This is a genomic window from Kosakonia sp. MH5 (assembly GCF_009935945.1).
GTDB classification, from domain to species: domain Bacteria; phylum Pseudomonadota; class Gammaproteobacteria; order Enterobacterales; family Enterobacteriaceae; genus Kosakonia; species Kosakonia radicincitans.
The window spans coordinates 37,718-59,964 of sequence record NZ_QODH01000010.1 but is presented as its reverse complement, the minus strand read 5'-3'; the positions used below and the strand labels follow the sequence as shown (position 1 = coordinate 59,964).

Here is a 22,247-nt window from a genome sequence, read left to right as displayed (position 1 = left end):
TATCGGGGATAACAGAAAAGAGGCTCAAGAAATCAAGTAGATCATCACGCCCTCAGTTAATACGCCGATCGCAGTGCCAATAAGAATGGAAGAGGATGCGGATTCGATATAAGTGTCGCTGCGCAGGGCGAACATTCCTGCAGCGATAGCAGAAGGTGTTGCACCAATAATCACGACCTGCTGCATTAAGGTGTGGCTCAGGCCAAATGCCAGCCCGGCAACTGCCATCATGGCGGGTTGGATCAGATTTTTGATGCTGATATTGGTAAAGGTCTGGAGATTCAGCGACGGGCGCTCACCGTAAAACAGCAGACCGAGGGCAAACAGCGACAGACCACCAGCAATTTTGCCAACCATCTCAATCGGCGCACTCAACAGGTGCGGTAACTGCACACCGGCCAGGCTCAGCACCACACCGGATACGGGGATCCAGACAATCGGGTTACGCACCGCCCGCAGTAAATTCTGCATAATCAGTTTGCCCGGATGTAGCGTTTCAATGTCGCTATCTTTATCGCCCATGCGGATTAAGATAATGGTCAACGGAATCATTAAAACGCTGGTGACTAAATTGCCAATTAGCACACCTAAAAATCCTTCCGGTCCAATCAGCACGGCCAGTACCGGCGCGCCAAAATAGGCCATATCAGGAAAAGCGCAAACCAAAGACTGTATTGCGCTGGTCTTGATATCATGACGAAAAACGTAACGCGACAGGATCAGCGTCAGTAAATAAGAGCCCATCAGACCAATTACCAGCACAGCCATAAACGAGAAGTTTTTGATTTTGTCCGGGTTGGTGTTCAGTGCTCCGATAAAAAGATGAAAGGGTAATGCAAAGCGAATCACCACTGTCGCTAATACAGTGGCATCCTTACGGTGCGTATACCCTAATTTTCCACTTAGCCACCCTAGTAACATGATAAATACTAAAGGGAATAAAGATTGTAGGAGTAGTGAAGGCATAAAATGTCCTGTTTTTGTTTTATTTAAATAGTTTTCAGGCAGGAACTCTATCTATCGTATTTACTTCCAAAGGTGATTAGAATCACACTTCGTGTGTTTTAATTAGTTTCAAAAGGAATACTTTAATTAAATGGAAAGATTGAGGTGCTAAGTTTATATTTTCATTAGAAGAATCTAAAGCATGTATCTGCGCAATTATTTTATTTACGAATAGCCTGTTTAAGTTATTTAAATGTGAATTACTACGGCACTCACAAATTCAATAAGCAGTAACCATTGCTCACTTTACAGGCCGAAGATTATGTTATTTATTCAATCATAACTTCCTGGTGGCAATATTTATTTTGTTGGCTTTATTTTTTCAAGCATTTTATCCTATTACGAATAACCCAGCGGTTATTCCTGACCCACTGTTAATTATTAATAGCGAATCAGGTGAAAATAATGAAAGATAATCCTCTCTCTTCCTCTGTTGACGCATCCCCTGCGGGTGCACAACTCTCGCGCCTGCACGGGCTTGAAGTCGGCGCCGTACCCTTGCTGCTCTTTATCGGTATCGCTTCGATTGTCGCCATTTCAGCTATCGCAGGTTTATTGCCGAAAAACATGATTGGCGGCCTGGCGGTGATCATGACGCTTGGTTTTGCCTTTGCCAAAATAGGCCGTATGTTGCCGGTGCTGAAGGACGTCGGTGGGCCAGCAATATTGTGCCTGATGGTGCCCTCGGTACTGGTCTATTTTGGTCTGTTTGAAGCGCATACGTTAGCCACCGTCCATCTGCTGATGAAAGAAGCCAACCTGCTTTATTTTGTTATTGCCTGTCTGGTGGTTGGCAGCATTCTCGGCATGAACCGGGTGATTCTGATCCAGGGCATGATCCGCATGTTTGTGCCCCTGGTGGCCGGTACTGTGGTCGCGGTGCTCGCTGGGCTGCTGGTAGGAACATTATTTGGCTACACGCCGTATCACACCTTTTTCTTTATCATCGTGCCTATTATCGGCGGTGGCATTGGCGAAGGCATATTACCGCTGTCACTGGCCTATTCCGCCATTCTTGGGCAAACCCCGGATGTTTATGTTGCCCAACTGGCACCCGCGGCAGTGGTGGGCAATATCTTTGCCATTATCTGCGCTGGCGTGCTGGCGCGTATAGGAATGCGCCGTCCTTCCCTGACCGGTAACGGTATGCTGATCCGCAGTGATGAGGATAACCGCGTCTTCGCACAGACGCAGGAGGCGCAGCATACCGATTTTCAACTTATGGGCGGCGGGCTGTTGATGATATGCGCCTTTTTTATCGTCGGCGGGTTATTTGAAAAACTGGTGCATATTCCTGGTCCGGTGCTGATGATCCTGATTGCCGTACTGTGCAAGTACGCACAGGTGATCCCCAAATCCATGGAGCAGGGCGCGCACAGTTGCTATAAGTTTGTTTCCGCAGCATTAGTCTGGCCGCTGATGATTGGTCTCGGCATGCTTTATGTGCCGCTGGAAAGCGTGGTCGCGGTATTCTCTGTCGGCTACGTTATTGTGTGCGGCTCCATCGTCATTGCTATGGCGCTCAGCGGTTATTTCATTGCCACAAAGTTAAATATGTATCCGGTCGAGGCGGCGATCGTCACCAGCTGCCATAGTGGCCTCGGCGGTACGGGGGATGTGGCGATCCTCTCAGCATCCAACAGAATGGCATTGATGCCCTTCGCGCAAATCGCCACCCGCATTGGTGGTGCTTCAACGGTCATTTTTGCCACCTTGTTATTAAGCTGGCTCGTCTGAACCACAGGCCCGCAGTCCGGTTGCGGGCGCATCGGATTACGACGATAACGCAAGTTTGAATTCGTTCTTCTCATCTAAGGGATCAGACGAAAAAGAAGAGTTGTAAGGAAAGGGCAAAAAAAAACCGCCCGGAGAGGGCGGTCTTTGGCTTCGGCTGAAAAGCGTGAATTAACGCAGCAGAGACAGGACGTTCTGCGGAACCTGGTTAGCCTGTGCCAGTACAGAAGTACCCGCAGACTGCAGAATGTTCGCACGGCTCATTTCAGAAACTTCAGAAGCGAAGTCAGCATCCAGGATACGTGAACGAGATTCAGACAGGTTGTTAACGGTGTTGTTCAGATTGCTGATTACCGAATCGAAACGGTTCTGTACCGCACCCAGACCAGAACGCAGTTCGTCAACCTGAGCCAGCGCTTCGTCGATTTTGGTCAGCGGATCTTCAGTTGCCTGAGCGGTAGAAACTGCTTTACCGGAATCAGTCACAACGCCAGCATCGTCAACGGTTGCAGCGGTCAGCGCGCCGTTAGCATCTTCAACATAGTAGTTGCCTTCGCCGTCAGTTTTCAGGGTACCGGTGATACCAGAAACGTCCGGAGCTTTGTCAAACATAACGGCGTCGCCAGCTACGCTGTTGCCCATGGTAACACCTGTTGCAGCAGTGCTAGCGGAGTCAAACGTTACAGCACCCGTTGCATCAGTCGTTGCGAGGAAGTAGTCGCTACCAGATTTAACGTAGATGTTACCGTCGTCACCCTCAACAACGTCATCAGCAGCTTTGCCAGCAGCGTCAGTATCCGTGATGGTGGATACATCGTATTTAGCACCGGTATCAACTTTAACGGTGGTCGCATCAGTCAGGGTGCTTGCGTCAACGCCGTTAGCGATGGTGAAGTCGTCCATACCCAGAGTAGAAGAGTCCATCTGGTTCAGCTGGATATCGATAGTCTGGCCGTCGTTAGAACCCACCTGGATAGACAGAGTCTGATCTTTGCTCAGTACTTTCACGCCGTTGAACTCAGTCTGTTCAGAGATACGGTTGATCTCGTCCAGACGTGCGTTGATTTCGTCCTGGATGGACTGACGGTCAGAATCAGAGTTGGTGCCGTTCTGCGCCTGTACAGACAGACGACGGATGTTCTGCAGGTTATCGTTGATTTCGTTCAGCGCGCCTTCAGTCGTCTGTGCGATAGATATACCGTCGTTGGCGTTACGGGAAGCCTAGCTCAGACCGTTGATGTTCGCGGTGAAGCGGTTAGAAATTGCCTGACCTGCTGCATCGTCTTTCGCGCTGTTAATACGCAGACCAGAAGACAGACGCTCAATAGCGGTACCCAGAGAGCTCTGAGATTTATTCAGGTTGTTCTGTGCAACGAGGCTGAGGGCGTTAGTGTTAATAACCTGGGACATGTTTATTCCTTAATACTCTATAGTTCACATGGATTATGGTTATGCGTAAGTTGTCTCGCATACTAAATAAATCGGCCCTTCAAAAAAGGACTGAAATTTTTTGCTGCGGAAAGATTTGTTGAATAGCTGAAGGGAATTTCAGGAAACAATGACTTAGCTATTTTTTAGCTGCTATTTCAGCCGATTCTGATATTGAAGATATGAATTGCGCGCACAACTGACGTTATATTCCCTTATCGATTTAGCGAATTTTCTCTGTAGCGCTGAGTTTTTTCTTTCTTCTATATAGTTCCTTTATTAAATATTCATCTTTTTATTTCCCAGGCCGATTGGTTAATAGAATTCACTCAACAAAATGACCTTTCCGACCGGAGACGAAATGGGAATATCATCATTAGGTGTAGGTACTGGCGGGATCGATACGGCATCAATGCTGGAACAGCTGAAGGCCGGTGAGCAATCGCGTTTAACACCCTATACCAAACTACAGAACAGCTATAAGTCGCAGATTTCAGCATGGGGTAAGATCTCCAGCCTGCTGTCGAATCTGCAAAAAAGCGTTACCACCATGGGTTCTGATGCTTTTAATAAAATGAACGTCAGCGCCAATGAAGCCTTTACTGCCGTTGCTGGCAGCGGCGCGCAGGCGGACAGCCATTCGGTGACCATTTCACAGCTCGCGACGGCACATAAACTGAAAACCCAGCCGGAAGCCAGCGCAGATGACATGCTGGGCGAAACCACCGGCGGCAGCCGTACAGTGACGATCACGCAGAATGACGGCAAGACCATGGAAGTGGAGCTGGCGGATGATGAAACCTCACTGAACCAGATTGCGAAAGCGATCAATAAAGAGAAGGGTGATGTTACCGCTTCCGTACAGCGTACCGATGATGGCTATCAGCTGGTACTGAGTTCGAAAAAGACCGGCTCCGATGGCGAAATGACCGTCAGTGTTGATGGTGATAATACGCTGGCGGGTGTGCTGAACACCTCCGGCGGCGGCCAGCATATTAATGATGACGGCTCCGTGGCTGCCGATGGCGGCGCAAACGACAATATGATCGCCGTTTCCGATGCCCAGGACGCCAAACTGCGCGTCGATGGTTCTGACTATACGCGCTCCAGCAACAACATCAGCGACATCATTGACGGCGTGACGCTGAATCTGAAAAAAGTGTCGGAAAACGGCGAAGCTGAGCAGTTGACGCTGACCTCGGATACCTCGGCCATCAAAACCAGCCTGCAGGATTTTGTTAAGCAATACAATGCGCTGCTTACCGAGACTACCGCTGACAGCAAATATGTCGCGGCGGATACCTCCAGCCTGGGCGATGAAGAAGTGGCAACGCAAAACTCCGGCAGCGGCTCGCTGGTGGGGGATTCCACGCTGCGCAGCCTGGTCAGCCAGGTGCGCTCCACCGTCAATGGCGTCTACGGCGATGCCGGGGCAGATTACGGCTCGCTGGCGGATTTAGGCATCAAGATTGATTCGGCAACCGGCCAGATGACGCTGGATGAAGACACGCTGGATGAAGCGATTGCCGATAATCCGGAACAAATCAGCCTGATGTTCTCCGGCCGTGGCGACAGCGAAGGGCTCTCTTCGGCGCTGGGCTCCATCATCACCAGCTACGTTGGCGATTCGAAGACCAAAACGGACGGTTTGATTAAAACCACCACCGACAGCCTGGAATCGCAAACTAAAATTGCGCAAACCCAGATCGACAAGACGCAGAAGCTGATTGACGCACAGGTCGAACGTTACCGTGTGCAGTTCCAGAACCTCGACACCATGATGTCGAATCTGAACAACATGAGCAGTCAGTTAACGTCATTGCTTTCAACCCTCTAATTTTTCATTGCGCAGGCCCGCCGCGGCCTGCCAACAGGAGTGACAAACATGTATGCAGCACAGGGGAGCCAGGCGTATGCGCAGGTGGGTCTTCAAAGTAAGCTCTCTGGCGCCACGCCGCACCAGTTAATTTCCATGTTGTTCGACGGCGCGCACAGCGCGATTCTGCAAGCCAATATCTATTTTGAGAATGGCAACGTTGCCCAGCGTGGCAAGATGATCTCTAAGGCGATCAATATTATTGATAATGGTTTGCGCGCTGCGCTCGATCACGAAAAGGGCGTACACATTGCCGCAGAACTGGAGCAAATGTACGAATATATGTCGCGGACATTATTAGAGGCGAATCTGCGTAACGAGCCGGAGAAATTAAAGCACATCGATGCGCTGTTAATGAAACTGGCCATGACATGGAAAGAGATCGAACCAACACAACGTCGGGTGAATTATGGGTGAGGTGCTGCCAAAAATTATCGTTGAATTATACGAGATGAATTTAACGCTGCTGGATATGGCAGCGAAAGAAGAATGGGACCTGCTTGCCGAAATGGCCGCTGGCTATATGCTGAAAAAGCAGGACATTATGGAAGTCAGCGCCGATGATCTATCTGTTGCGGAAAGAGAAAACCTGAAAATGGTATTAAAGCAGATGGTCGAAAACGAGGGTGAAATAACCCGGAAATTGCAGGCGCGCCTTCATGTTCTGAAACAGAATCTGTCCTCAATACATCGTGGAACCACGCTCAGTAAGCTTTACTCCCGTCAGCAAACCTCTTCAATACATTAAACAAATAAGGCCATCAGTAAGTGACTTACTGATGGCCTTAGCCTTCTTTTTTTAGCGGTAGTTAACGATTAACTGTTGGTTGACCACATTCAGGGCGGGTCGTAACGGGCCGCGCTTATTCACTGTGTAAATAAAGCGAAATTCACCCGTTGCGGAGAGCGGAAAAGTGATGCTGCGTTGCCCGGCCAGGGAAGGCAGCCGTAAGCAGCGATCGTGACGACACAGCTTGATCTCCAGCCCTGGCGGCGGCGGAGCCAGCAGCGTAATACGCCATGAAACACGGGTAACCTTTGCCGACGCCGGGATCGCAGAAGGCGAGCTTAACGCTCGCCCGCGTACAATCTGCTTGCCGGTGCGGGTGCTACCACCCGCTGCCGTATCGCTCCAGGAACCGCTGGAAGGTGCGGCATTCGCTGGCAATACCAGCGCCATGCCCAAAATAGCAGCGGCAGGTATCATGAATGTGTACCGATTACGGTGGTCATTTGCACCGTTTTGTTGCTGCTGATTTCCAGCGTTGACATGACTGCCAGCTGCGGGAAGGCGCGGCGCAGGAAGCGTGAAACCATCAGGCGCAGCCCCGGATTCACCAGCAGTACCGGCGAAATGCCCAGCGCTTGCTGGTCGGTGATGGCGCGTTCGGCCTGCTTCATCAGATTTTCGGCAATACCCGGTTCGATCGCGCTGCCGTTCTGGCGAGCCTGAATCAACAGTTTTTCCAGCGTGGTATCCAGCCCAATCACCTTGATGTCGTTATCCGTGCGGAACCACTGCGCCGTAATGGCGCGGCCCAAACGGATGCGCACCTGCGCGGTCAGTTCGTCCGGATCGTTTTGTAGCGGAACATGTTCGGCCAGCGTATCGATAATGGTGCGCATATCGCGGATAGAGACGCGCTCGGCCAGCAGATTCTGCAACACTTTGTGGAACAGCGTCAGGGAGATCACGCCAGGGATCAGATCTTCAACCAGCTTCGGCATCTCTTTATTAATGCGCTCCAGCAGTTGCTGTGTCTCCTGGCGGCTGAACAACTCTTCCGTATTCAGCGAGATCACGTGGTTAAGATGCGTGGCGATAACGGAACCCGGATCGACCACGGTATACCCCTGAATCTGCGCCTGCTCGCGGAAGACTTCGTCGATCCAGCACGCCGGCAGACCAAACGCCGGATCTTCACACGGCGTACCCGGCAATTCACCTTCGGCGTAGCCAGGGTTAATCGCCATCCAGCGTTCCGGTTCGATCTCGCCGCGGCCAATCTCAACGCCTTTCAGCAGAATACGGTACTCGCCTGGCGCCAGATCGAGGTTGTCGCGAATATGGATCGGCGGCGGCAGGAAGCCCATATCCTGGGCAAATTTCTTACGGATACCGCGCACGCGGATCAGCAACTGACCATCCTGCGCGCTGTCCACCAGTGGGATCAGGCGATAGCCGACTTCCAGCCCCAGCACATCTTCCATTTCCACATCGGCCCATGAGGCTTCTGCAGAGGCCTGATCGTTGGCAGCCTGCGCGGCTTTATCATTATCTTCACGCGTGACGTTACGGGCAGGCGCTTGCATCTGACGACCGCGCATCCACCATGCCAGCCCCAGCAGAACGGCGGTAAACAGCAGGAAGACAACATTCGGCATCCCCGGGATAAGCCCCAGCAGACCAATCACCCCAGCGGAAAGCAGCATCACTTTCGGGTTGTTAAACAACTGTCCGACCATCTGCTCGCCGATATCCTGCTCGTTGGACACGCGGGTAACAATAACGCCTGCGGCGGTAGAGATAATCAGCGCCGGGATCTGGGCAACAAGGCCGTCACCGATAGTCAACAGAGTGTAGGTTTCACCGGCTTCGCCGACGCTCAGCCCATGCTGAAGCACACCGATGGCCAGCCCGCCGATGACGTTAATCGCCATAATCAGCAGCCCGGCGATGGCATCCCCGCGCACGAATTTACTGGCACCGTCCATTGAACCGTAGAAATCGGACTCCTGCGTCACTTCACTACGACGGCGTTTCGCTTCGGCTTCACCAATCAGCCCGGCGTTAAGATCGGCATCAATCGCCATCTGTTTGCCCGGCATGCCATCCAGCACAAAGCGCGCGCCCACTTCGGCGATACGCCCGGCACCTTTGGTGATCACCATAAAGTTAATGATGATCAGAATGGCGAAGACCACGATACCGATGGCAAAGTTACCGCCCACCAGGAAGTGGCCGAACGCTTCCACCACGCGTCCGGCAGCGGCCGCGCCGGTGTGTCCTTCCATCAAAATGATACGCGTAGAGGCGATGTTCAGCGCCAGGCGTAGCAGAGTGGAGAACAGCAACACGGTAGGAAACGCAGAAAATTCGAGGGTTTTCTGCGTAAACATCGCCACCAACAAAATCATCAGTGACAGCACGATATTGAAGGTAAACAGCGTATCCAGCAGGAATGCCGGCAGCGGCAGTACCATCATCGCCAGAATCAGCATGATCAGTACCGGGCCAGCCAGAATTTGCCACTGTGTCTCTTTAAATGCGGGTAAACGTAATTTACTGGCGATACTGGCCATTAGTTTCTCTCATTTGCAAAATCCATCGACTCAGGAACCGGAAGATCCCTGGGCTGTACAGGCGGAACTCCGCCAGAGGTGCGCCACCGCCGCAGGCCGTAGACCCAGGCGAGAACTTCTGCGACAGCGCTATAAAGCTCGCCGGGGATCTGTTCGCCAATCTCACAGTGGCGATACAGAGCGCGGGCAAGCGGCGGCGCTTCAAGCATCGGAATGCGATGCGCAGCGCCCAGTTCACGAATTTTTAGTGCAACTTCGCCCGCGCCTTTCGCCAGTACCGTTGGCGCACTCATCCCGCCTTCTTTGTAAGAGAGCGCGACGGAGTAGTGCGTCGGGTTGTTAACGATGACATCGGCTTTCGGTACGTCCGTCATCATGCGATTACGGGCGGCTGCGCGTTGCATCTGCTTAATGCGCCCCTTAACGTGCGGGTCGCCTTCCTGCTGTTTGAACTCGTCGCGGATCTCCTGACGGCTCATACGCAGTTTTTTCAGGTTGCTGGTGATCTGGTAAAACACGTCGTAACCCATTACCGGCAGCAGGAAGAAAATCACCATCAGCAGGCAGTCAAAAATCATGCCGATGGCGCCGCTCACTGCGGTCGGGAATGAGGCGTTAACCAGTTGAATAAAGTGCGGTCGGTTGTTGTAGACGTACAACGCAAACCCGCAACCGGCCAGCGCAACTTTCAGGCAACCTTTCAACATCTCTGACAGCACCTGCGCCGAGAACATGCGTTGCAGCCCTTTCATCGGCGACATGCGCGCCAGGTCCACTTTCAGCGACTTGCCGCTGAAGTTCACGCCGCCCAGCAGCATGGGAGAGAGCAGCCCGGTGATGAATAACCCCAGCAAAATTGGCAGCAGCCCGCTGGCCATCATCGAGAACAGGTAACTGGCCTGCTGAAGCATGGAACGGGGATCCGTCACCGGTAGCCTGTTCAGCATCAGTCCGCTATGCAGGATCTGCATCAGGTTATGGGCAAAATGTTGCCCCCCGGATAACAACAGCGCCCACCCGGCCAGCAACATCAGCAGCGAACTCAGCTCTTTCGAACGCGGAATTTGCCCCTCTTCACGCGCTTTTTGTCGTCGGTGGGGTGTGGGTTCTTCGGTTTTTTCTACATCACTTTCTTCGGACATATTCTCTGCCGCTGGCCTCCCGTTAGTGCCTCATCCCGGTGGGTGAGGCGGTCATCAGAAACCCAGGCTATCGAGCAGATCATCGACCTGATCCTGGCTGGCGACGACGCCGGTTTTGTTCTGGTCGATTTGCGGGCCGTTCATCAGCGTCGTATCAACCTCTTTCAGACCACTGACGTCCTCCGGCAGGTACTCCAGCAGCACCAGAATCAGCTCTTTTTCGACGCTTTCGATAAGCGACATCATGCCGCGAATTACCTGGCCGGTAAGATCCTGGAAATCCTGCGCCATCATGATTTCCATCAGTTGGTTGTTGGTATTGCGTGCAAGGTCCGGCGTTCTGGCGAGGAAGCTGCGGGTGTCCGCCACCAGTTCGCGTGCATCGGCTAACTCTACCGGCGCGGCAAACCAGCCGTCCCAGCGAGCAGTCAGTTGCTCCGCGCGTTCGCCCAGTTCGTCCTGTAAAGGACGCGCCTGTTCGACGCTGGTCAGTACGCGCTCGGCGGCCTCGGCGGTTTTACCGACGACATAGTCCAGACGTTCGCGTGCATCCGGGATAGCTTCTGCCGCTTCGGCAATGGTGCGATCCAGCCCAAGATCAACCAGGCTGTCGCGTAACAAACGGGCCAGGTGGCCAACGCGCGAAAAGAGATTTTTAAAATCATCTGTCGATTGTGTTTGTGCCATCTTGTCCATCGATTACCACCCAAGCTTTTCAAAAATTTTGTTGAGCTTCTCTTCCAGCGTCGCCGCCGTGAAAGGTTTCACGACATAACCGCTGGCGCCCGCCTGGGCGGCGGCAATAATGTTTTCTTTCTTGGCTTCAGCGGTGACCATCAACACGGGCATTTTGCTGAAAGCGGCATCGTTACGAATTTCCGTCAGCAGCTGTAAGCCATCCATGTTGGGCATATTCCAGTCGCTGATGACGAAATCGAAGGTGGCGGCGCGCAGTTTGTTCATTGCATCCAGGCCATCTTCTGCCTCTTCGACATTATTGAACCCTAAATCTTTCAACAGGTTGCGAACAATACGGCGCATCGTGGAGAAATCATCGACCACTAAAAAGCGCAAGTTGGTATCTGCCATAATTTTTTATTTCCAGGTTAAGTCATTGAACGGTGAGAGAAACCAGGGCTCAGACTCTGCGAGCCCGGGAGACAGCATGGTTGAGAAGTTGCTGGCTAATCTGGTCGAGGTCGGCGATATCGCAGGCGCCGCCGAGGGCAATCGCTTCTCGCGGCATGCCGAATACCACGCAGGTTCGCTCGCTCTGCGCGACAGTCCACGCGCCCGTCTGGCGCATCGCCAGTAACCCTGCGGCGCCATCGTGGCCCATACCAGTGAGGATGGCGCCAAGGGCATTTTTACCGGCGCAGCGTGCAACAGAGTGGAACAACGCATCCACCGACGGACGGTGGCGGTTAATGGGCAGACCGTTGTTCAGCGCAATCTGGTAGTTTGCACCGCTGCGCTTCAGCTCCATGTGAAACCCGCCCGGCGCAATGTACGCATGACCAGGCTGCACGCGCTCGCCCTCGGTCGCTTCACTCACGGAAATCTGGCACAAGTTGTTCAGGCGGTCGGCAAATGAGCGGGTAAATCCTGGCGGCATGTGTTGGGCGATAACGATGCCCGGGCAACCCTGCGGCATCGACATCAGGATCTGGCGCAGCGCTTCGGTGCCACCGGTTGATGAGCCAATCGCTATGATCTTATCGCTGCCTGCGCGTGGTGCCTGAATCACTCGCGGTGCGGTCGGTTGTCCTTCGCGGCGATGAACCTGCGCTTTGGCCGCCATACGAATTTTGTCGGCAATCATCTCGCTGTATTGCCCCATACCGTCATGCAGCCCCATCGACGGCTTGGTAATAAAATCTACCGCCCCCAGTTCCAGCGCGTTCAGCGTAATATCGGAGCCTTTGCTGGTTAATGACGAGAGCATCACCACCGGCATCGGACGCAGGCGCATCAGACGATCGAGAAACTCCAGCCCGTCCATGCGCGGCATTTCGACATCCAGCGTCAGTACATCCGGGTTGTGTTGCTTGATCAGATCGCGGGCGATAATCGGATCCGGCGCCGCCGCGACCATCTCCATATCCGGTTGCTCATTGACCATCTGCGTCAGTATCCTGCGCATCAGAGACGAATCATCAATGCACAACACCTTAATCTTGTTCATAATTTTTACTCTGCGATGCGGTAGACGGATTGCCCAAGCAGACGGAATGGGCTGTTAGCGCTGTTAAAATGTTCCGAGTGCCCCAGAAACAACAAGCCATCGGGTTTGAGCATTTTTGCGAAGCGCATGACCAGTTTTTCCTGCGTTTTATGATCGAAATAAATCATCACGTTACGGCAGAAAATGGCGTCAAAATTGCCCTGGATGTTCCACTGCGGATCGATCAGGTTCAGCTGGCGGAACTGAACGGCATGGCGTAATTCATCTTTGATTTTCACCAGCTCTTTCTGCGCGCCGGTACCACGCAGGAACCAGGTTTTCTTCTGCTGTTCGCTCAGGCTGTCGATATCCGCCAGGCGATAAACGCCCTGACCGGCCTTTTCCAGCACATCGGTATCAATGTCGGTTGCCAGTACGCGCGGGCCGGTAATGCTGCGGCCCAGCGTCTCTTCCAGCGTCATGGCGATGGACCACGGTTCTTCACCGGTCGAGGCGCCCGCACACCACACGTTGTACATACCGCCTCTGGCCTGCGCATGGCGCGCCAGGATCGGAAAGTGGTACGCCTCGCGAAAAAAAGAGGTCAGATTGGTGGTTAATGCATTAATAAAGACTTGCCATTCATCGCTCTCCGGATTGGCGACCAGCAAATTGATGTAATCGGTAAATCCCTTCAGTTCCAGCACGCGAATGCGTCGCGACAGGCGGTTATAAACCATGTCGCGTTTTTGTGGAGTAAGAACAATGCCTGCACGTTGATAAATCAGCGCGCTAATTCTTTCTATTTCATTGTGCGTAAGTTGTTTCTGACCAGACTGATTGGCTTCGGTTGCGGGGTTCATAATGTTCCAGTTATTTATCATAATAAGCGGTAGTACCCCTGCCGGGTTTTCAGCGATGCTCAGGTACGCAGCAAAATAATCAGTTATTAATAAGATGAAACGAAATGGTTAATTCATTTCGTGGTCATTAAGATAATGGCCGGTATTAAACCGGCATGTTCATTATTTCCTGATAGGCATTAACAAGTTTATTTCTTGCCTGCACACCAATATTTAATGCCAGAGAAGATTCCTGCATGGAAACCATTACGTCGTTCAAACCAATGCCTTCGACGCCTGACAGATAGCCTTCCGCCTGGGTTTTGGCATGGTTTTGCATTTGGCTAATTGAATTTACGCTGTTAAATAAAATATCTGAGAAGGATGGATTATTCTCAGTGGTTTTAGCAGAAGCAAATGGATTCAGCGAAGACTCGCCGGTAATTTGACGAGTCTGGCTCTGCATCTGCTCCAGTATGCTGCTGCTCATATTTATTGACATAACAAACACCTTTCTATTAATTGCGGCAATCCTAACAAGTGGTCAGACAACAACATAATGTGAAAAGCCGACACAAGTTTCAGCTTATCAGCACTTAAGAAACATCGCATTTTGTAGATAATACGCAACCAGGAAATATCCTGCGAAATATCGATTTACTACTTTATTACATACGCGAAACGCTGAGCCGCTATAGGGTTTCATTTATATAGCCTCCTTTCACTGTCACAGGAAATTGGCATGCTTGCCACGAACAACGGTAATAAAAAGAAAGGCATCGATGATATTAAAACGATGCTTGAAAATATCTGGCGCAATCCCAGAATCATTTTTTTCATCGCTGCTGCGGCGGCTATTTCTGTTGTGATTGCATTGATGTTCTGGGCAAAAGAGCCGGACTTCCGCATCTTATACAACAACATCAGCGAGCAGGACGGCGGCGAGATCGTCACCCAGCTGACGCAGATGCAGATACCTTATCGTTTTGCCGAGCATGACGGTTCTATTCAGATCCCGGCGGACAAAGTCTATGAGGTGCGCCTGAAGCTGGCGCAGCAGGGGCTGCCGAAAGGCGGTTCTGTCGGCTTTGAACTGCTGGATCAGGAAAAGTTTGGTATCAGCCAGTTTAACGAACAGGTTAACTTCCAGCGCGCGCTGGAAGGCGAACTGTCACGCACTATCGAGACGTTAGGTCCGGTGCGTACCGCGCGCGTTCATCTGGCCATGCCGAAGCCATCGCTGTTTGTGCACGATAAAAAACAGCCGTCTGCTTCCGTAACGTTGAATCTGCTCAATGGCCGTAAGCTGGATGCCGGGCAGGTCAGCGCGATCACCTTCATGATCTCCAGCGCAGTGCCGGGGCTGAGCGCCGATCGCGTTACTATCGTCGATCAAAGCGGACATCTGATGACGCAGAGTGGCGAGCAGGCCACGCAAACCACGCAGTTGAAATATACCCGTAAAGTGGAATCCGAATATGAGCACCGTATTCAGGCGATCCTTGCGCCGATCGTCGGCGCGCAGAATGTCAGAACGCAGGTCACGGCGCAGATCGATTTTACTCAGCATGAGCAAACTGCCGAGCAGTACCAGCCCAACAGTCGGCCTGAAAACATGGCCATCCGCAGCCGTCAGAGCAGCAATGCGGAGCAGGGCGGTAAAAACAGCGTCGGCGGCGTTCCGGGGGCGTTAAGCAACGAGCCGCCTGCGGCGGTTACCGCGCCGATCGACCAGCCAGCCAATGGCCAGGGCGGGACAACGACCACCACGCCTTACAACAAGCAGAACGATGAAACCACCAACTACGAGCTGGATAAAACGCTGACGCACATCAAGCGTAATACCGGCACGGTACAGCGCCTCTCTGTCGCGGTGGTGGTGAATTACGTGGCGGATGGCAACGGTAAAACCATCGCGTTGACCAAAGCGCAGCTTGATCAGGTGAATGGTCTGGTCAAAGAGGTGATGGGTTACTCCGACAAACGTGGCGATACCCTCAACGTCGTCAATACCCCGTTCACCGATGCAGATACGGAAGCTCCCGTACCGCTGTGGAAGCAACCTGACTTCATTAAGTTGCTGTTCTCCGGCGCGCGTTACCTCTTCGTGGCGCTGATTGCCTGGATCCTGTGGCGTAAAGCGGTTCAGCCGTTCTGGATCAAGCATCAGGAGCTGCTGCTGCATCGTCTGGAGCTGGAAAAAGAAGCTCGTCAGGCGGAGATGGAAGCACAGCAACGTCAGAAACAGCACCACGAGACTGCAAAAGCACAGCAGCGCATGGAGACCGAACAGGAAACCCAGCACCTGCGCAAGATTGCCGAGCAGGAGCCGCAGATTATCGCGCTGGTTATTCGCCAGTGGCTGAATAAGGAAAAGAAATCATCATGAATGCCGCCGAGAAAAGCGCTGTCCTCATGCTAACGCTCGGTGACGAGCGGGCTGCGGAAGTCTTTAAGCACCTTAACACTCACGAAGTGACGATGATCAGTAGCGCCATGGTCTCCATGGGCAGCTTCACCCATGAACAGCTTTCGTCCGTGGTCCGCGATTTCCGTCGCGACTCCGGCGAGTATGCTGCGCTGGATGTCAACACCAATGAATACCTGCGTAGCGTGCTGGTGAAAGCGCTGGGCGAGGAGCGTGCCAACGCGCTGCTGGAAGATCTGCTCGACTCGTCAGATGGCAGCAACGGGATTGAGACGCTCAACTTTATGGAACCGCAGATGGTCTTCGATCTCATCCGTGATGAGCATCCGCAGATCATCGCCACCATCCTTGTTCACCTGAAACGCGGCCAGGCTGCCGATGTGCTGGCGAACTTCGATGAGCGTGAACGTAACGACATTATGCTGCGTATCGCCACGTTTGGCGGCGTACAGCCGGTTGCGTTGCAGGAACTGACCGAAGTGCTCAACTCGCTGCTGCACGGTCAGCATATCAAGCGCAACAAGATGGGTGGCGTTCGTCCTGCTGCGGAGATCCTCAACCTGATGAAATCGCACCAGGAAGATGCGGCCATTGCCGCCGTGCGCGAATTCGACCAGGAGCTGGCGCAGAAAATCATCGACGAAATGTTCCTGTTCGAAAACCTCGTCGAGATGGAAGACCGCAGTATTCAGCGCATCTTGCAGGATATCGACGGTGAATCGCTGATTGTGGCGCTGAAAGGCGTTGACGACGTACTGCGCGACAAGTTCTTCCGCAATATGTCGAAACGTCAGGCCGATATCATGCGCGATGATCTGGCTTCCCGCGGGCCGGTGCGTATGTCGCAGGTCGAAACGGAACAGAAAAACATTCTGCTGGTGGTGCGTCGTCTTGCCGAGAGCGGCGAAATCGTGATCGGTGGAGGCGACGATGCCTATGTCTAATACGCAATGGCTGGCGTGGAAACCGGAAAACCTCCTGCACGATGAGAGCAGCGCAGAGCCTGAATTCCGTCCGACGAGCGCCACAACCGATCCGGCAACAGAAGCCGCCATGCAGGTTGAGTTGTCCCGTCTTCGCCAGAAGGCCGAGAAGAAAGGTTATGCCCAGGGCCAGACGCGCGGTATCGAAGAGGGCAAAGCGCAGGGTTATGACGAAGGGTTCCAGCAAGGTCTGCAAGAGGGCATTGCGCAGGGGCTGATCGAACAGCAACAGCGTCAGCAGGAACAGTTAGCACAGCTTGTGCAACTGATTGATAATTTTAACATTACCCTCGATAGCCTCGACAGCGTAATGACCTCGCGACTGGTGCAGGTGGCTTTAATGGCGACGCGCAGCATGCTGGGTGAAAGCGCGCTCACGGCGAATGCGCACCAGTGGCTGATGACGCGTATTCAGCAACTGCTGAATGAAGAGAGCTTAAAGCAGGGCAGTGTGCAACTGTGGGTCAGCGATAAAGAACCGGAAAGCGTGTTACAGCAACTAAAAGCCATTGTTGAGCCGCGCGGCTGGGAACTCTGTCCCGATACACAGATGCTGCCTGGCGGCTGCCGGATCTCAACCGACAGCGGCGATCTCGATGCCAGCGTGGAAACCCGCTGGAATACGCTCTGTACCCTGAGCCGCGAGGAGTTTTCCTTATGACGGCGCGGCTGAAAACATGGCTGGATGGTATCGCGCGTGCTGAACAGCGAATGTCAGCGCTACCGCCGTACCGCCAGTATGGCCGCCTGACGCGGGCTACCGGGCTGGTGATGGAAGCGGTTGGCTTAAAGCTGCCCATCGGTACGTTGTGCATTGTCGAACGTGACAGCGAAGAGGGCGTGCAGCGCGTCGAGAGTGAAGTGGTCGGTTTTAGCGGCAACGTGCTCTATCTGATGCCGCTGGAAAACGTGGAAGGTGTACTGCCGGGCGCGCGCGTCTATGCGCACGGCGGCGATACCAAAGGCAAGCTTTTACCGCTGGGGCCGGAGCTGCTCGGCCGCGTGCTGGATGCCAGTGCCCGTCCGCTGGATGGCCTTCCTGCGCCCGGCTCTTCCGAAAGAGGCCCGCTGTTTACCGCGCCGTTTAACCCGTTGCAACGCGATCCGATAAAAACCGTGCTGGATGTCGGCGTGCGGGCGATTAACGGCCTGCTGACTGTCGGTCGCGGCCAGCGTATGGGGCTGTTTGCCGGTTCCGGGGTAGGGAAGAGCGTGCTGCTCGGCATGATGGCGCGCTTTACCAAAGCGGATGTCATCGTGGTCGGGCTGATTGGCGAGCGTGGCCGCGAAGTTAAAGACTTCATCGAAAATATCCTCGGCAAAGAGGGGCTTAAACGCTCGGTCGTTATTGCTGCGCCAGCAGATGTATCGCCAATCCTGCGTATGCAGGGCGCGGTGTACGCCACGCGCATTGCGGAGGATTTTCGCGATCGCGGGCTGGATGTGCTGCTGATTATGGATTCACTCACCCGCTACGCGATGGCGCAGCGTGAGATTGCCCTCGCCATTGGTGAACCACCTGCCACCAAAGGCTATCCGCCTTCTGTGTTTGCGAAATTACCGGCGCTGGTGGAACGTGCCGGGAACGGCACGCAGGGCGGCGGCTCGATCACGGCGTTCTATACCGTGTTAACCGAAGGCGACGATCAACAGGATCCGATTGCCGACTCTGCCCGTGCGATCCTCGATGGCCACGTGGTGCTGTCGCGCCGTCTGGCGGAATCGGGCCACTATCCGGCGATTGATATTGAAGCCTCCATCAGCCGTGCGATGACCGAATTGATTGAACCGGGACACTATAAAAAAGTGCAACGTTTCAAACAGATGCTCTCTGCTTATCAGCGCAACCGCGATCTGATTAGCGTGGGCGCTTATGCCGCAGGCAGCGATCCGCTGCTGGATCAGGCGATTGTGCAGTACCCCAAAATGCAGGATTTCCTCTGCCAGGGGATACATGAGTCCAGCGAATATGAGGCGTCATATAACGCGCTCTCTACGCTCTTTCCGGAATAAGGCAGGAACGAATGGCAAAACCGGGTCCGATGGATCACCTCCGTGAGTTAGCAGAAAAAAAGCTCAATGACACGGCAATCAGGCTGGGCAGCGCGCAGCAGAGTTATGTACAGGAAACTTCTCGCCTGGAGCAGCTTCACACCTACGCGCACGAATACCGTCAGCAGTTGCAGGATTCGATTCGCACCAGCAGTGTTTCGATTCTCAGCTTGCAGACGCAGCAGAATTTTCTCGCTTCGCTGGATGGCGTTGTGGCGCTGCAGGTGAGACGCGTTTCCGTCAGCCAGCACAAGGTTGACAGTGAGAAAGATGCCTGGAAACAGGATAAGCGGCGTTTGAATGCGTTCCAGACACTGAAAGATCGTGCCGACGAGCAGCAATTATTAAAAGAGAACCGGCTGGAGCAAAAAATGATGGATGAATTTGCTCGCCGGGCAGCCAGCCAGAGGCAGTTATAAGATGATTATTCAACAACCTGTGACCTCCACCAGCGGGAATAATGGACAACAAACGGCGTCGATTTCTGCCCCGCAGGATGATCGCTTCTCGACGGAGCTGAAAAAGAAGCTCTCCGCTGATAAACCGCAACAGAGAGATGAAAAAGATCCCCTGCCGCAAGGGATCAAAAAGAAACCCGCGACAAAAGAGTTGCAACTGGCGGATTTGCAGGGCGACGCCGCGCAACTGAATCCGTTACCGGCTGCGATCGCGCCGGATAACACGTTGCCGTTACCGCCAGTGGTGCCGGTGACACTGCCGCAGGAACTGTTGCCTCAGGAGCCTGCCCTGCAAGCGGGCCAGCAAGAGATTTCAGCCGTGCAGGATTCTGCAGCACTGGTCGCCGCAGCACCGGGCAGTGAGCTGAGCGGTGAGATGTCGGCGGATATCCCACAAAGCAGTGCCACGTTGCTGAGCGACGCACTGCCGAAACTTCCACCGCAGGAGAGCGGCATGTCGCCGCTGGCGACGACGCTGCACATTGCCAAACCGGCAGCCGCAAAAACGGCTGAGGTGCCGGTTGAGAAACCGGTAACGGCGGAGAGCGCAGAGGCGGCGAAAACCGCTGAGGCCGCCGCACAGCCGGTTGTCACCAGCGAAAATGTCGCCGCGAAACCGCACTCTGCCTTAACGGCGGAGCCGATTCAGTACGCGCATCCCGCCCACATCAGTACGCCTGTCAGCCAACCGGTGACGGCGATGCCGGGCGACAAAGTGGTTACCGGCGCGCTGCAAGCTGAAGTGGGAACGCCCGCCTGGCAGCAATCGCTGGGCCAGCAGATTGCGGTGTTCACCCGTGATGGCGTTCATCATGCGGAGCTGCGTCTGCATCCTGAGGATCTGGGATCGTTGCAGATTAGCCTGCGTTTAAATAACGATCAGGCGCAACTGCACTTTGTTACCGGCGATCATCAGGTACGTGCCGCGCTGGAGTCCGCGATGCCGCATCTGCGCACGCAACTGCAGGAATCCGGCATCCAGCTTGGGCAGAGCAGCGTTGGCGCCGAAAGTTTCTCCTCGACCGGCGATGCGCCATCGGGTGAGCATTCCGGGCAAGGAAAGTCTGAGAAAGAGTCGTCCGAAATGGCCATTTCCGCGCCGGAAGAGCGCATTTCAACACCGCGTACGCTGATATATTCCAGCGGAATCAATACTTTTGCCTGATATTATTGCCTTAAATAGTAAGTTACTGGCAATAATTTCAGCTTATCAATGAATTGTACTTGGTGGGTGCTGTATTACTATATTCGCATCCCATCAAGTCCGGCAAATTGCTGAATCTTGATTTATTTTTTACAGAGCTAATCATTAAATGTCGAAAAAGAAATTATCTGCTAACAGCGGGAAGCGTTCTCTGCTGCTGACTCTGCTCACCTTATTAATTGCCGTTGGTATCTGTGCGGTTGCGACATATTCTTATATTGAAATTAAAAAGCTGAATTCACAGATCGCCAATATGAAAGGCCCAAATGAATCTGCGGCACACGAAGAGAATATTGTTCCGGTGTATGAAGATCTCGAAGCTTTTACCGTCAGCCTGAAACCAGATAGCCATGGCGACGATCGTGTTCTGTATATTGGTTTGACCTTGCGCTTGCAGGACGATAAATCGAAAGCCATTCTCGTTGAAAACCTTCCGGATGTACGTAGTCGTTTGCTGGTGCTTTTTTCTCAACAGTCAGCCGAAGATCTTATCAGCGATGACGCAAAGAAAAAACTTTCTGAAAAAATAATGGCTGTGGTGAGTGAACCACTGTCAGGAAAAAAACGCGTGATGGTAAAAAGCGTATTGTTTAATGCATTTATCTTACGGTAGTGATTATGTCTGATAGCCTTTTATCTCAGGATGAAATTGATAACCTGCTGAATGGTGGCCCTAATGCTGGCAACAGTAGCATCGAGGCTATGTCATCATTAACCGCAGCCGATAATATTAAACCTTATGATCCTAATACGCAGCGCCGTGTTATTCGTGAACGTCTGCACTCATTAGAGATTATTAACGAACGATTTGCCCGCCAGTTTCGTATCGGGTTATTTAACATCCTCCGTCGTGGCCCGGATGTCACCGTCGGTAATATCAAGATTCAGCCTTACCATGAGTTTGCACGTAATTTGCCGGTAATGACCAACCTGAATCTGATGAACATGCATCCGCTGCGCGGTACGGCACTGTTTGTCTTCTCGCCGAACCTCGTGTTCATGGCGGTGGATAACCTGTTTGGCGGCGATGGCCGTTTCCCGACTAAAGCCGATGGTCGCGAATTTACGCCGACAGAACAGCGCATTATCCAGCGCATGCTGGCGATGGCTCAGGAAGCGTACGATTACGCCTGGCGTTCGATTTACAAAATCAAAACGGAATATGTGCGTTCGGAATTGCAGGTGAAGTTTACCAATATTACCTCTTCACCGAATGATATTGTGGTTACCACACCTTTTCATGTTGATATTGGTTCGCACAGTGGTGAATTACAAATTTGTATGCCGTTCAGCATTATTGAGCCGCTGCGCGAATTATTAACCAATCCGCCGCTGGAAAATTCGCAGCAGGAAAATAATCAGTGGCGCAGTTCACTGGCAACGCAGGTTCGGGATACCGAACTGGAACTGGTGGTGAAATTCGCCGAAATTTCGACTCGTCTTTCCAGAATTATGAGTCTGAAACCACAAGATATTATTCCTCTGGATAAACCAGAAGATGTCGGTGGTTTTGTTAATGATGTGCCTGTTATGTCAGGTAAATATGGCTTTGCCAATAATCAATATGCCATCCGGGTCGAATCTCTGATGGATTCAACATTATCAGCGTTTAAGAAGGAGTGATCGTC

General features: G+C 52.9%; 21 protein-coding genes and 1 pseudogene. 12 read left to right on the top strand and 10 right to left on the bottom strand.

The window, feature by feature from the left end:
• Nucleotides 1-24: 24 nt before the first annotated feature.
• Complete coding sequence (locus tag DK872_RS22180) at nt 25-966, bottom strand: AEC family transporter (protein WP_035888280.1); 942 nt, start codon at nt 964-966, stop codon at nt 25-27.
• A 444-nt stretch (nt 967-1,410) separates the two neighbouring features.
• Between DK872_RS22180 and DK872_RS22175 the strand changes: the two genes are divergently transcribed.
• On the top strand, nt 1,411-2,742 hold the full coding sequence (locus tag DK872_RS22175) for a 2-hydroxycarboxylate transporter family protein (protein ID WP_007370647.1): 1,332 nt from the start codon (nt 1,411-1,413) through the stop codon (nt 2,740-2,742).
• Between the two features lie 168 nt (nt 2,743-2,910).
• Here the strand turns inward: DK872_RS22175 and DK872_RS22170 are convergent.
• Nucleotides 2,911-4,149, bottom strand: a pseudogene (locus tag DK872_RS22170) (FliC/FljB family flagellin).
• A 379-nt stretch (nt 4,150-4,528) separates the two neighbouring features.
• Here DK872_RS22170 and fliD point away from each other — a divergent pair.
• The 3 genes from fliD to fliT are packed head-to-tail and all read left to right on the top strand — an operon-like array spanning nt 4,529 to nt 6,791.
• Nucleotides 4,529-6,004 carry a flagellar filament capping protein FliD gene (gene fliD, locus DK872_RS22165; protein WP_007370649.1) on the top strand — a complete coding sequence of 492 codons (1,476 nt, stop codon included), beginning with the start codon at nt 4,529-4,531 and terminating at the stop codon, nt 6,002-6,004.
• 48 nt (nt 6,005-6,052) lie between these two features.
• On the top strand, nt 6,053-6,460 hold the full coding sequence (fliS, locus tag DK872_RS22160) for a flagellar export chaperone FliS (RefSeq protein ID WP_007370650.1): 408 nt from the start codon (nt 6,053-6,055) through the stop codon (nt 6,458-6,460).
• The gene (gene fliT, locus DK872_RS22155; protein WP_007370651.1) at nt 6,453-6,791 is read left to right on the top strand and encodes a flagellar protein FliT; all 339 of its coding nucleotides are present in this window, start codon (nt 6,453-6,455) and stop codon (nt 6,789-6,791) included. Before fliS ends, fliT begins: the two co-directional genes overlap by 8 nt.
• A 51-nt stretch (nt 6,792-6,842) precedes the next feature.
• Here fliT and DK872_RS22150 read toward each other — a convergent pair whose 3' ends face one another.
• From DK872_RS22150 to fliE, 8 genes are all read right to left on the bottom strand, one after another.
• Complete coding sequence (locus DK872_RS22150) at nt 6,843-7,250, bottom strand: flagellar protein FlhE (RefSeq protein WP_071921249.1); 408 nt, start codon at nt 7,248-7,250, stop codon at nt 6,843-6,845.
• Nucleotides 7,247-9,346 carry a flagellar biosynthesis protein FlhA gene (gene flhA, locus DK872_RS22145; protein ID WP_071921248.1) on the bottom strand — a complete coding sequence of 700 codons (2,100 nt, stop codon included), beginning with the start codon at nt 9,344-9,346 and terminating at the stop codon, nt 7,247-7,249. Before flhA ends, DK872_RS22150 begins: the two co-directional genes overlap by 4 nt.
• The gene (gene flhB / locus DK872_RS22140; protein WP_007370654.1) at nt 9,346-10,488 is read right to left on the bottom strand and encodes a flagellar biosynthesis protein FlhB; all 1,143 of its coding nucleotides are present in this window, start codon (nt 10,486-10,488) and stop codon (nt 9,346-9,348) included. Before flhB ends, flhA begins: the two co-directional genes overlap by 1 nt.
• Before the next feature lie 54 nt (nt 10,489-10,542).
• Nucleotides 10,543-11,184, bottom strand: coding sequence for a protein phosphatase CheZ (gene cheZ, locus DK872_RS22135; protein WP_007370655.1), 642 nt, complete (start codon nt 11,182-11,184; stop codon nt 10,543-10,545).
• A gap of 3 nt (nt 11,185-11,187) precedes the next feature.
• Nucleotides 11,188-11,577, bottom strand: a complete 390-nt coding sequence (gene cheY / locus DK872_RS22130; protein WP_007370656.1) for a chemotaxis response regulator CheY — start codon at nt 11,575-11,577, stop codon at nt 11,188-11,190.
• Between the two features lie 49 nt (nt 11,578-11,626).
• Complete coding sequence (locus DK872_RS22125; RefSeq protein ID WP_144133854.1) at nt 11,627-12,673, bottom strand: chemotaxis response regulator protein-glutamate methylesterase; 1,047 nt, start codon at nt 12,671-12,673, stop codon at nt 11,627-11,629.
• 5 nt (nt 12,674-12,678) lie between these two features.
• A complete protein-coding gene (locus DK872_RS22120) occupies nt 12,679-13,515 on the bottom strand; it encodes a CheR family methyltransferase (RefSeq protein WP_051644032.1) in 837 nt (278 codons plus the stop codon).
• Between the two features lie 145 nt (nt 13,516-13,660).
• Complete coding sequence (gene fliE / locus DK872_RS22115; protein WP_161518858.1) at nt 13,661-13,996, bottom strand: flagellar hook-basal body complex protein FliE; 336 nt, start codon at nt 13,994-13,996, stop codon at nt 13,661-13,663.
• A gap of 240 nt (nt 13,997-14,236) precedes the next feature.
• Between fliE and fliF the strand changes: the two genes are divergently transcribed.
• The 8 genes from fliF to fliM all read left to right on the top strand — a co-directional run bounded on the left by fliF (nt 14,237) and on the right by fliM (nt 22,242).
• Nucleotides 14,237-15,883, top strand: coding sequence for a flagellar basal-body MS-ring/collar protein FliF (fliF, locus tag DK872_RS22110; RefSeq protein WP_071921246.1), 1,647 nt, complete (start codon nt 14,237-14,239; stop codon nt 15,881-15,883).
• On the top strand, nt 15,880-16,866 hold the full coding sequence (gene fliG, locus DK872_RS22105; protein ID WP_007370661.1) for a flagellar motor switch protein FliG: 987 nt from the start codon (nt 15,880-15,882) through the stop codon (nt 16,864-16,866). The genes fliF and fliG overlap by 4 nt, the downstream gene beginning before the upstream one ends.
• Nucleotides 16,859-17,566, top strand: coding sequence for a flagellar assembly protein FliH (locus DK872_RS22100; RefSeq protein ID WP_161518857.1), 708 nt, complete (start codon nt 16,859-16,861; stop codon nt 17,564-17,566). The genes fliG and DK872_RS22100 overlap by 8 nt, the downstream gene beginning before the upstream one ends.
• Entirely contained in the window at nt 17,563-18,918 is a 1,356-nt protein-coding gene (gene fliI, locus DK872_RS22095) for a flagellar protein export ATPase FliI (protein WP_035888295.1), read from the top strand. The genes DK872_RS22100 and fliI overlap by 4 nt, the downstream gene beginning before the upstream one ends.
• A gap of 11 nt (nt 18,919-18,929) precedes the next feature.
• Nucleotides 18,930-19,376, top strand: coding sequence for a flagellar export protein FliJ (fliJ, locus tag DK872_RS22090; protein WP_035888297.1), 447 nt, complete (start codon nt 18,930-18,932; stop codon nt 19,374-19,376).
• A 1-nt stretch (nt 19,377) separates the two neighbouring features.
• Entirely contained in the window at nt 19,378-20,580 is a 1,203-nt protein-coding gene (locus DK872_RS22085) for a flagellar hook-length control protein FliK (protein WP_051644027.1), read from the top strand.
• A 148-nt stretch (nt 20,581-20,728) separates the two neighbouring features.
• Nucleotides 20,729-21,232, top strand: coding sequence for a flagellar basal body-associated FliL family protein (locus tag DK872_RS22080; RefSeq protein WP_071921244.1), 504 nt, complete (start codon nt 20,729-20,731; stop codon nt 21,230-21,232).
• 5 nt (nt 21,233-21,237) lie between these two features.
• Complete coding sequence (gene fliM, locus DK872_RS22075) at nt 21,238-22,242, top strand: flagellar motor switch protein FliM (protein ID WP_035888299.1); 1,005 nt, start codon at nt 21,238-21,240, stop codon at nt 22,240-22,242.
• Nucleotides 22,243-22,247: the final 5 nt, after the last annotated feature.

What these genes read in the sequence shown, in the direction of transcription:
- DK872_RS22180 (WP_035888280.1), bottom strand. Translation starts at nt 966, where the DNA reads ATGCCTTCACTACTCCTACAATCTTTATTCCCTTTAGTATTTATCATG.
- DK872_RS22175 (WP_007370647.1), top strand. Translation starts at nt 1,411, where the DNA reads ATGAAAGATAATCCTCTCTCTTCCTCTGTTGACGCATCCCCTGCGGGT.
- fliD (WP_007370649.1), top strand. Translation starts at nt 4,529, where the DNA reads ATGGGAATATCATCATTAGGTGTAGGTACTGGCGGGATCGATACGGCA.
- fliS (WP_007370650.1), top strand. Translation starts at nt 6,053, where the DNA reads ATGTATGCAGCACAGGGGAGCCAGGCGTATGCGCAGGTGGGTCTTCAA.
- fliT (WP_007370651.1), top strand. Translation starts at nt 6,453, where the DNA reads ATGGGTGAGGTGCTGCCAAAAATTATCGTTGAATTATACGAGATGAAT.
- DK872_RS22150 (WP_071921249.1), bottom strand. Translation starts at nt 7,250, where the DNA reads ATGATACCTGCCGCTGCTATTTTGGGCATGGCGCTGGTATTGCCAGCG.
- flhA (WP_071921248.1), bottom strand. Translation starts at nt 9,346, where the DNA reads ATGGCCAGTATCGCCAGTAAATTACGTTTACCCGCATTTAAAGAGACA.
- flhB (WP_007370654.1), bottom strand. Translation starts at nt 10,488, where the DNA reads ATGTCCGAAGAAAGTGATGTAGAAAAAACCGAAGAACCCACACCCCAC.
- cheZ (WP_007370655.1), bottom strand. Translation starts at nt 11,184, where the DNA reads ATGGACAAGATGGCACAAACACAATCGACAGATGATTTTAAAAATCTC.
- cheY (WP_007370656.1), bottom strand. Translation starts at nt 11,577, where the DNA reads ATGGCAGATACCAACTTGCGCTTTTTAGTGGTCGATGATTTCTCCACG.
- DK872_RS22125 (WP_144133854.1), bottom strand. Translation starts at nt 12,673, where the DNA reads ATGAACAAGATTAAGGTGTTGTGCATTGATGATTCGTCTCTGATGCGC.
- DK872_RS22120 (WP_051644032.1), bottom strand. Translation starts at nt 13,515, where the DNA reads ATGAACCCCGCAACCGAAGCCAATCAGTCTGGTCAGAAACAACTTACG.
- fliE (WP_161518858.1), bottom strand. Translation starts at nt 13,996, where the DNA reads ATGTCAATAAATATGAGCAGCAGCATACTGGAGCAGATGCAGAGCCAG.
- fliF (WP_071921246.1), top strand. Translation starts at nt 14,237, where the DNA reads ATGCTTGCCACGAACAACGGTAATAAAAAGAAAGGCATCGATGATATT.
- fliG (WP_007370661.1), top strand. Translation starts at nt 15,880, where the DNA reads ATGAATGCCGCCGAGAAAAGCGCTGTCCTCATGCTAACGCTCGGTGAC.
- DK872_RS22100 (WP_161518857.1), top strand. Translation starts at nt 16,859, where the DNA reads ATGTCTAATACGCAATGGCTGGCGTGGAAACCGGAAAACCTCCTGCAC.
- fliI (WP_035888295.1), top strand. Translation starts at nt 17,563, where the DNA reads ATGACGGCGCGGCTGAAAACATGGCTGGATGGTATCGCGCGTGCTGAA.
- fliJ (WP_035888297.1), top strand. Translation starts at nt 18,930, where the DNA reads ATGGCAAAACCGGGTCCGATGGATCACCTCCGTGAGTTAGCAGAAAAA.
- DK872_RS22085 (WP_051644027.1), top strand. Translation starts at nt 19,378, where the DNA reads ATGATTATTCAACAACCTGTGACCTCCACCAGCGGGAATAATGGACAA.
- DK872_RS22080 (WP_071921244.1), top strand. Translation starts at nt 20,729, where the DNA reads ATGTCGAAAAAGAAATTATCTGCTAACAGCGGGAAGCGTTCTCTGCTG.
- fliM (WP_035888299.1), top strand. Translation starts at nt 21,238, where the DNA reads ATGTCTGATAGCCTTTTATCTCAGGATGAAATTGATAACCTGCTGAAT.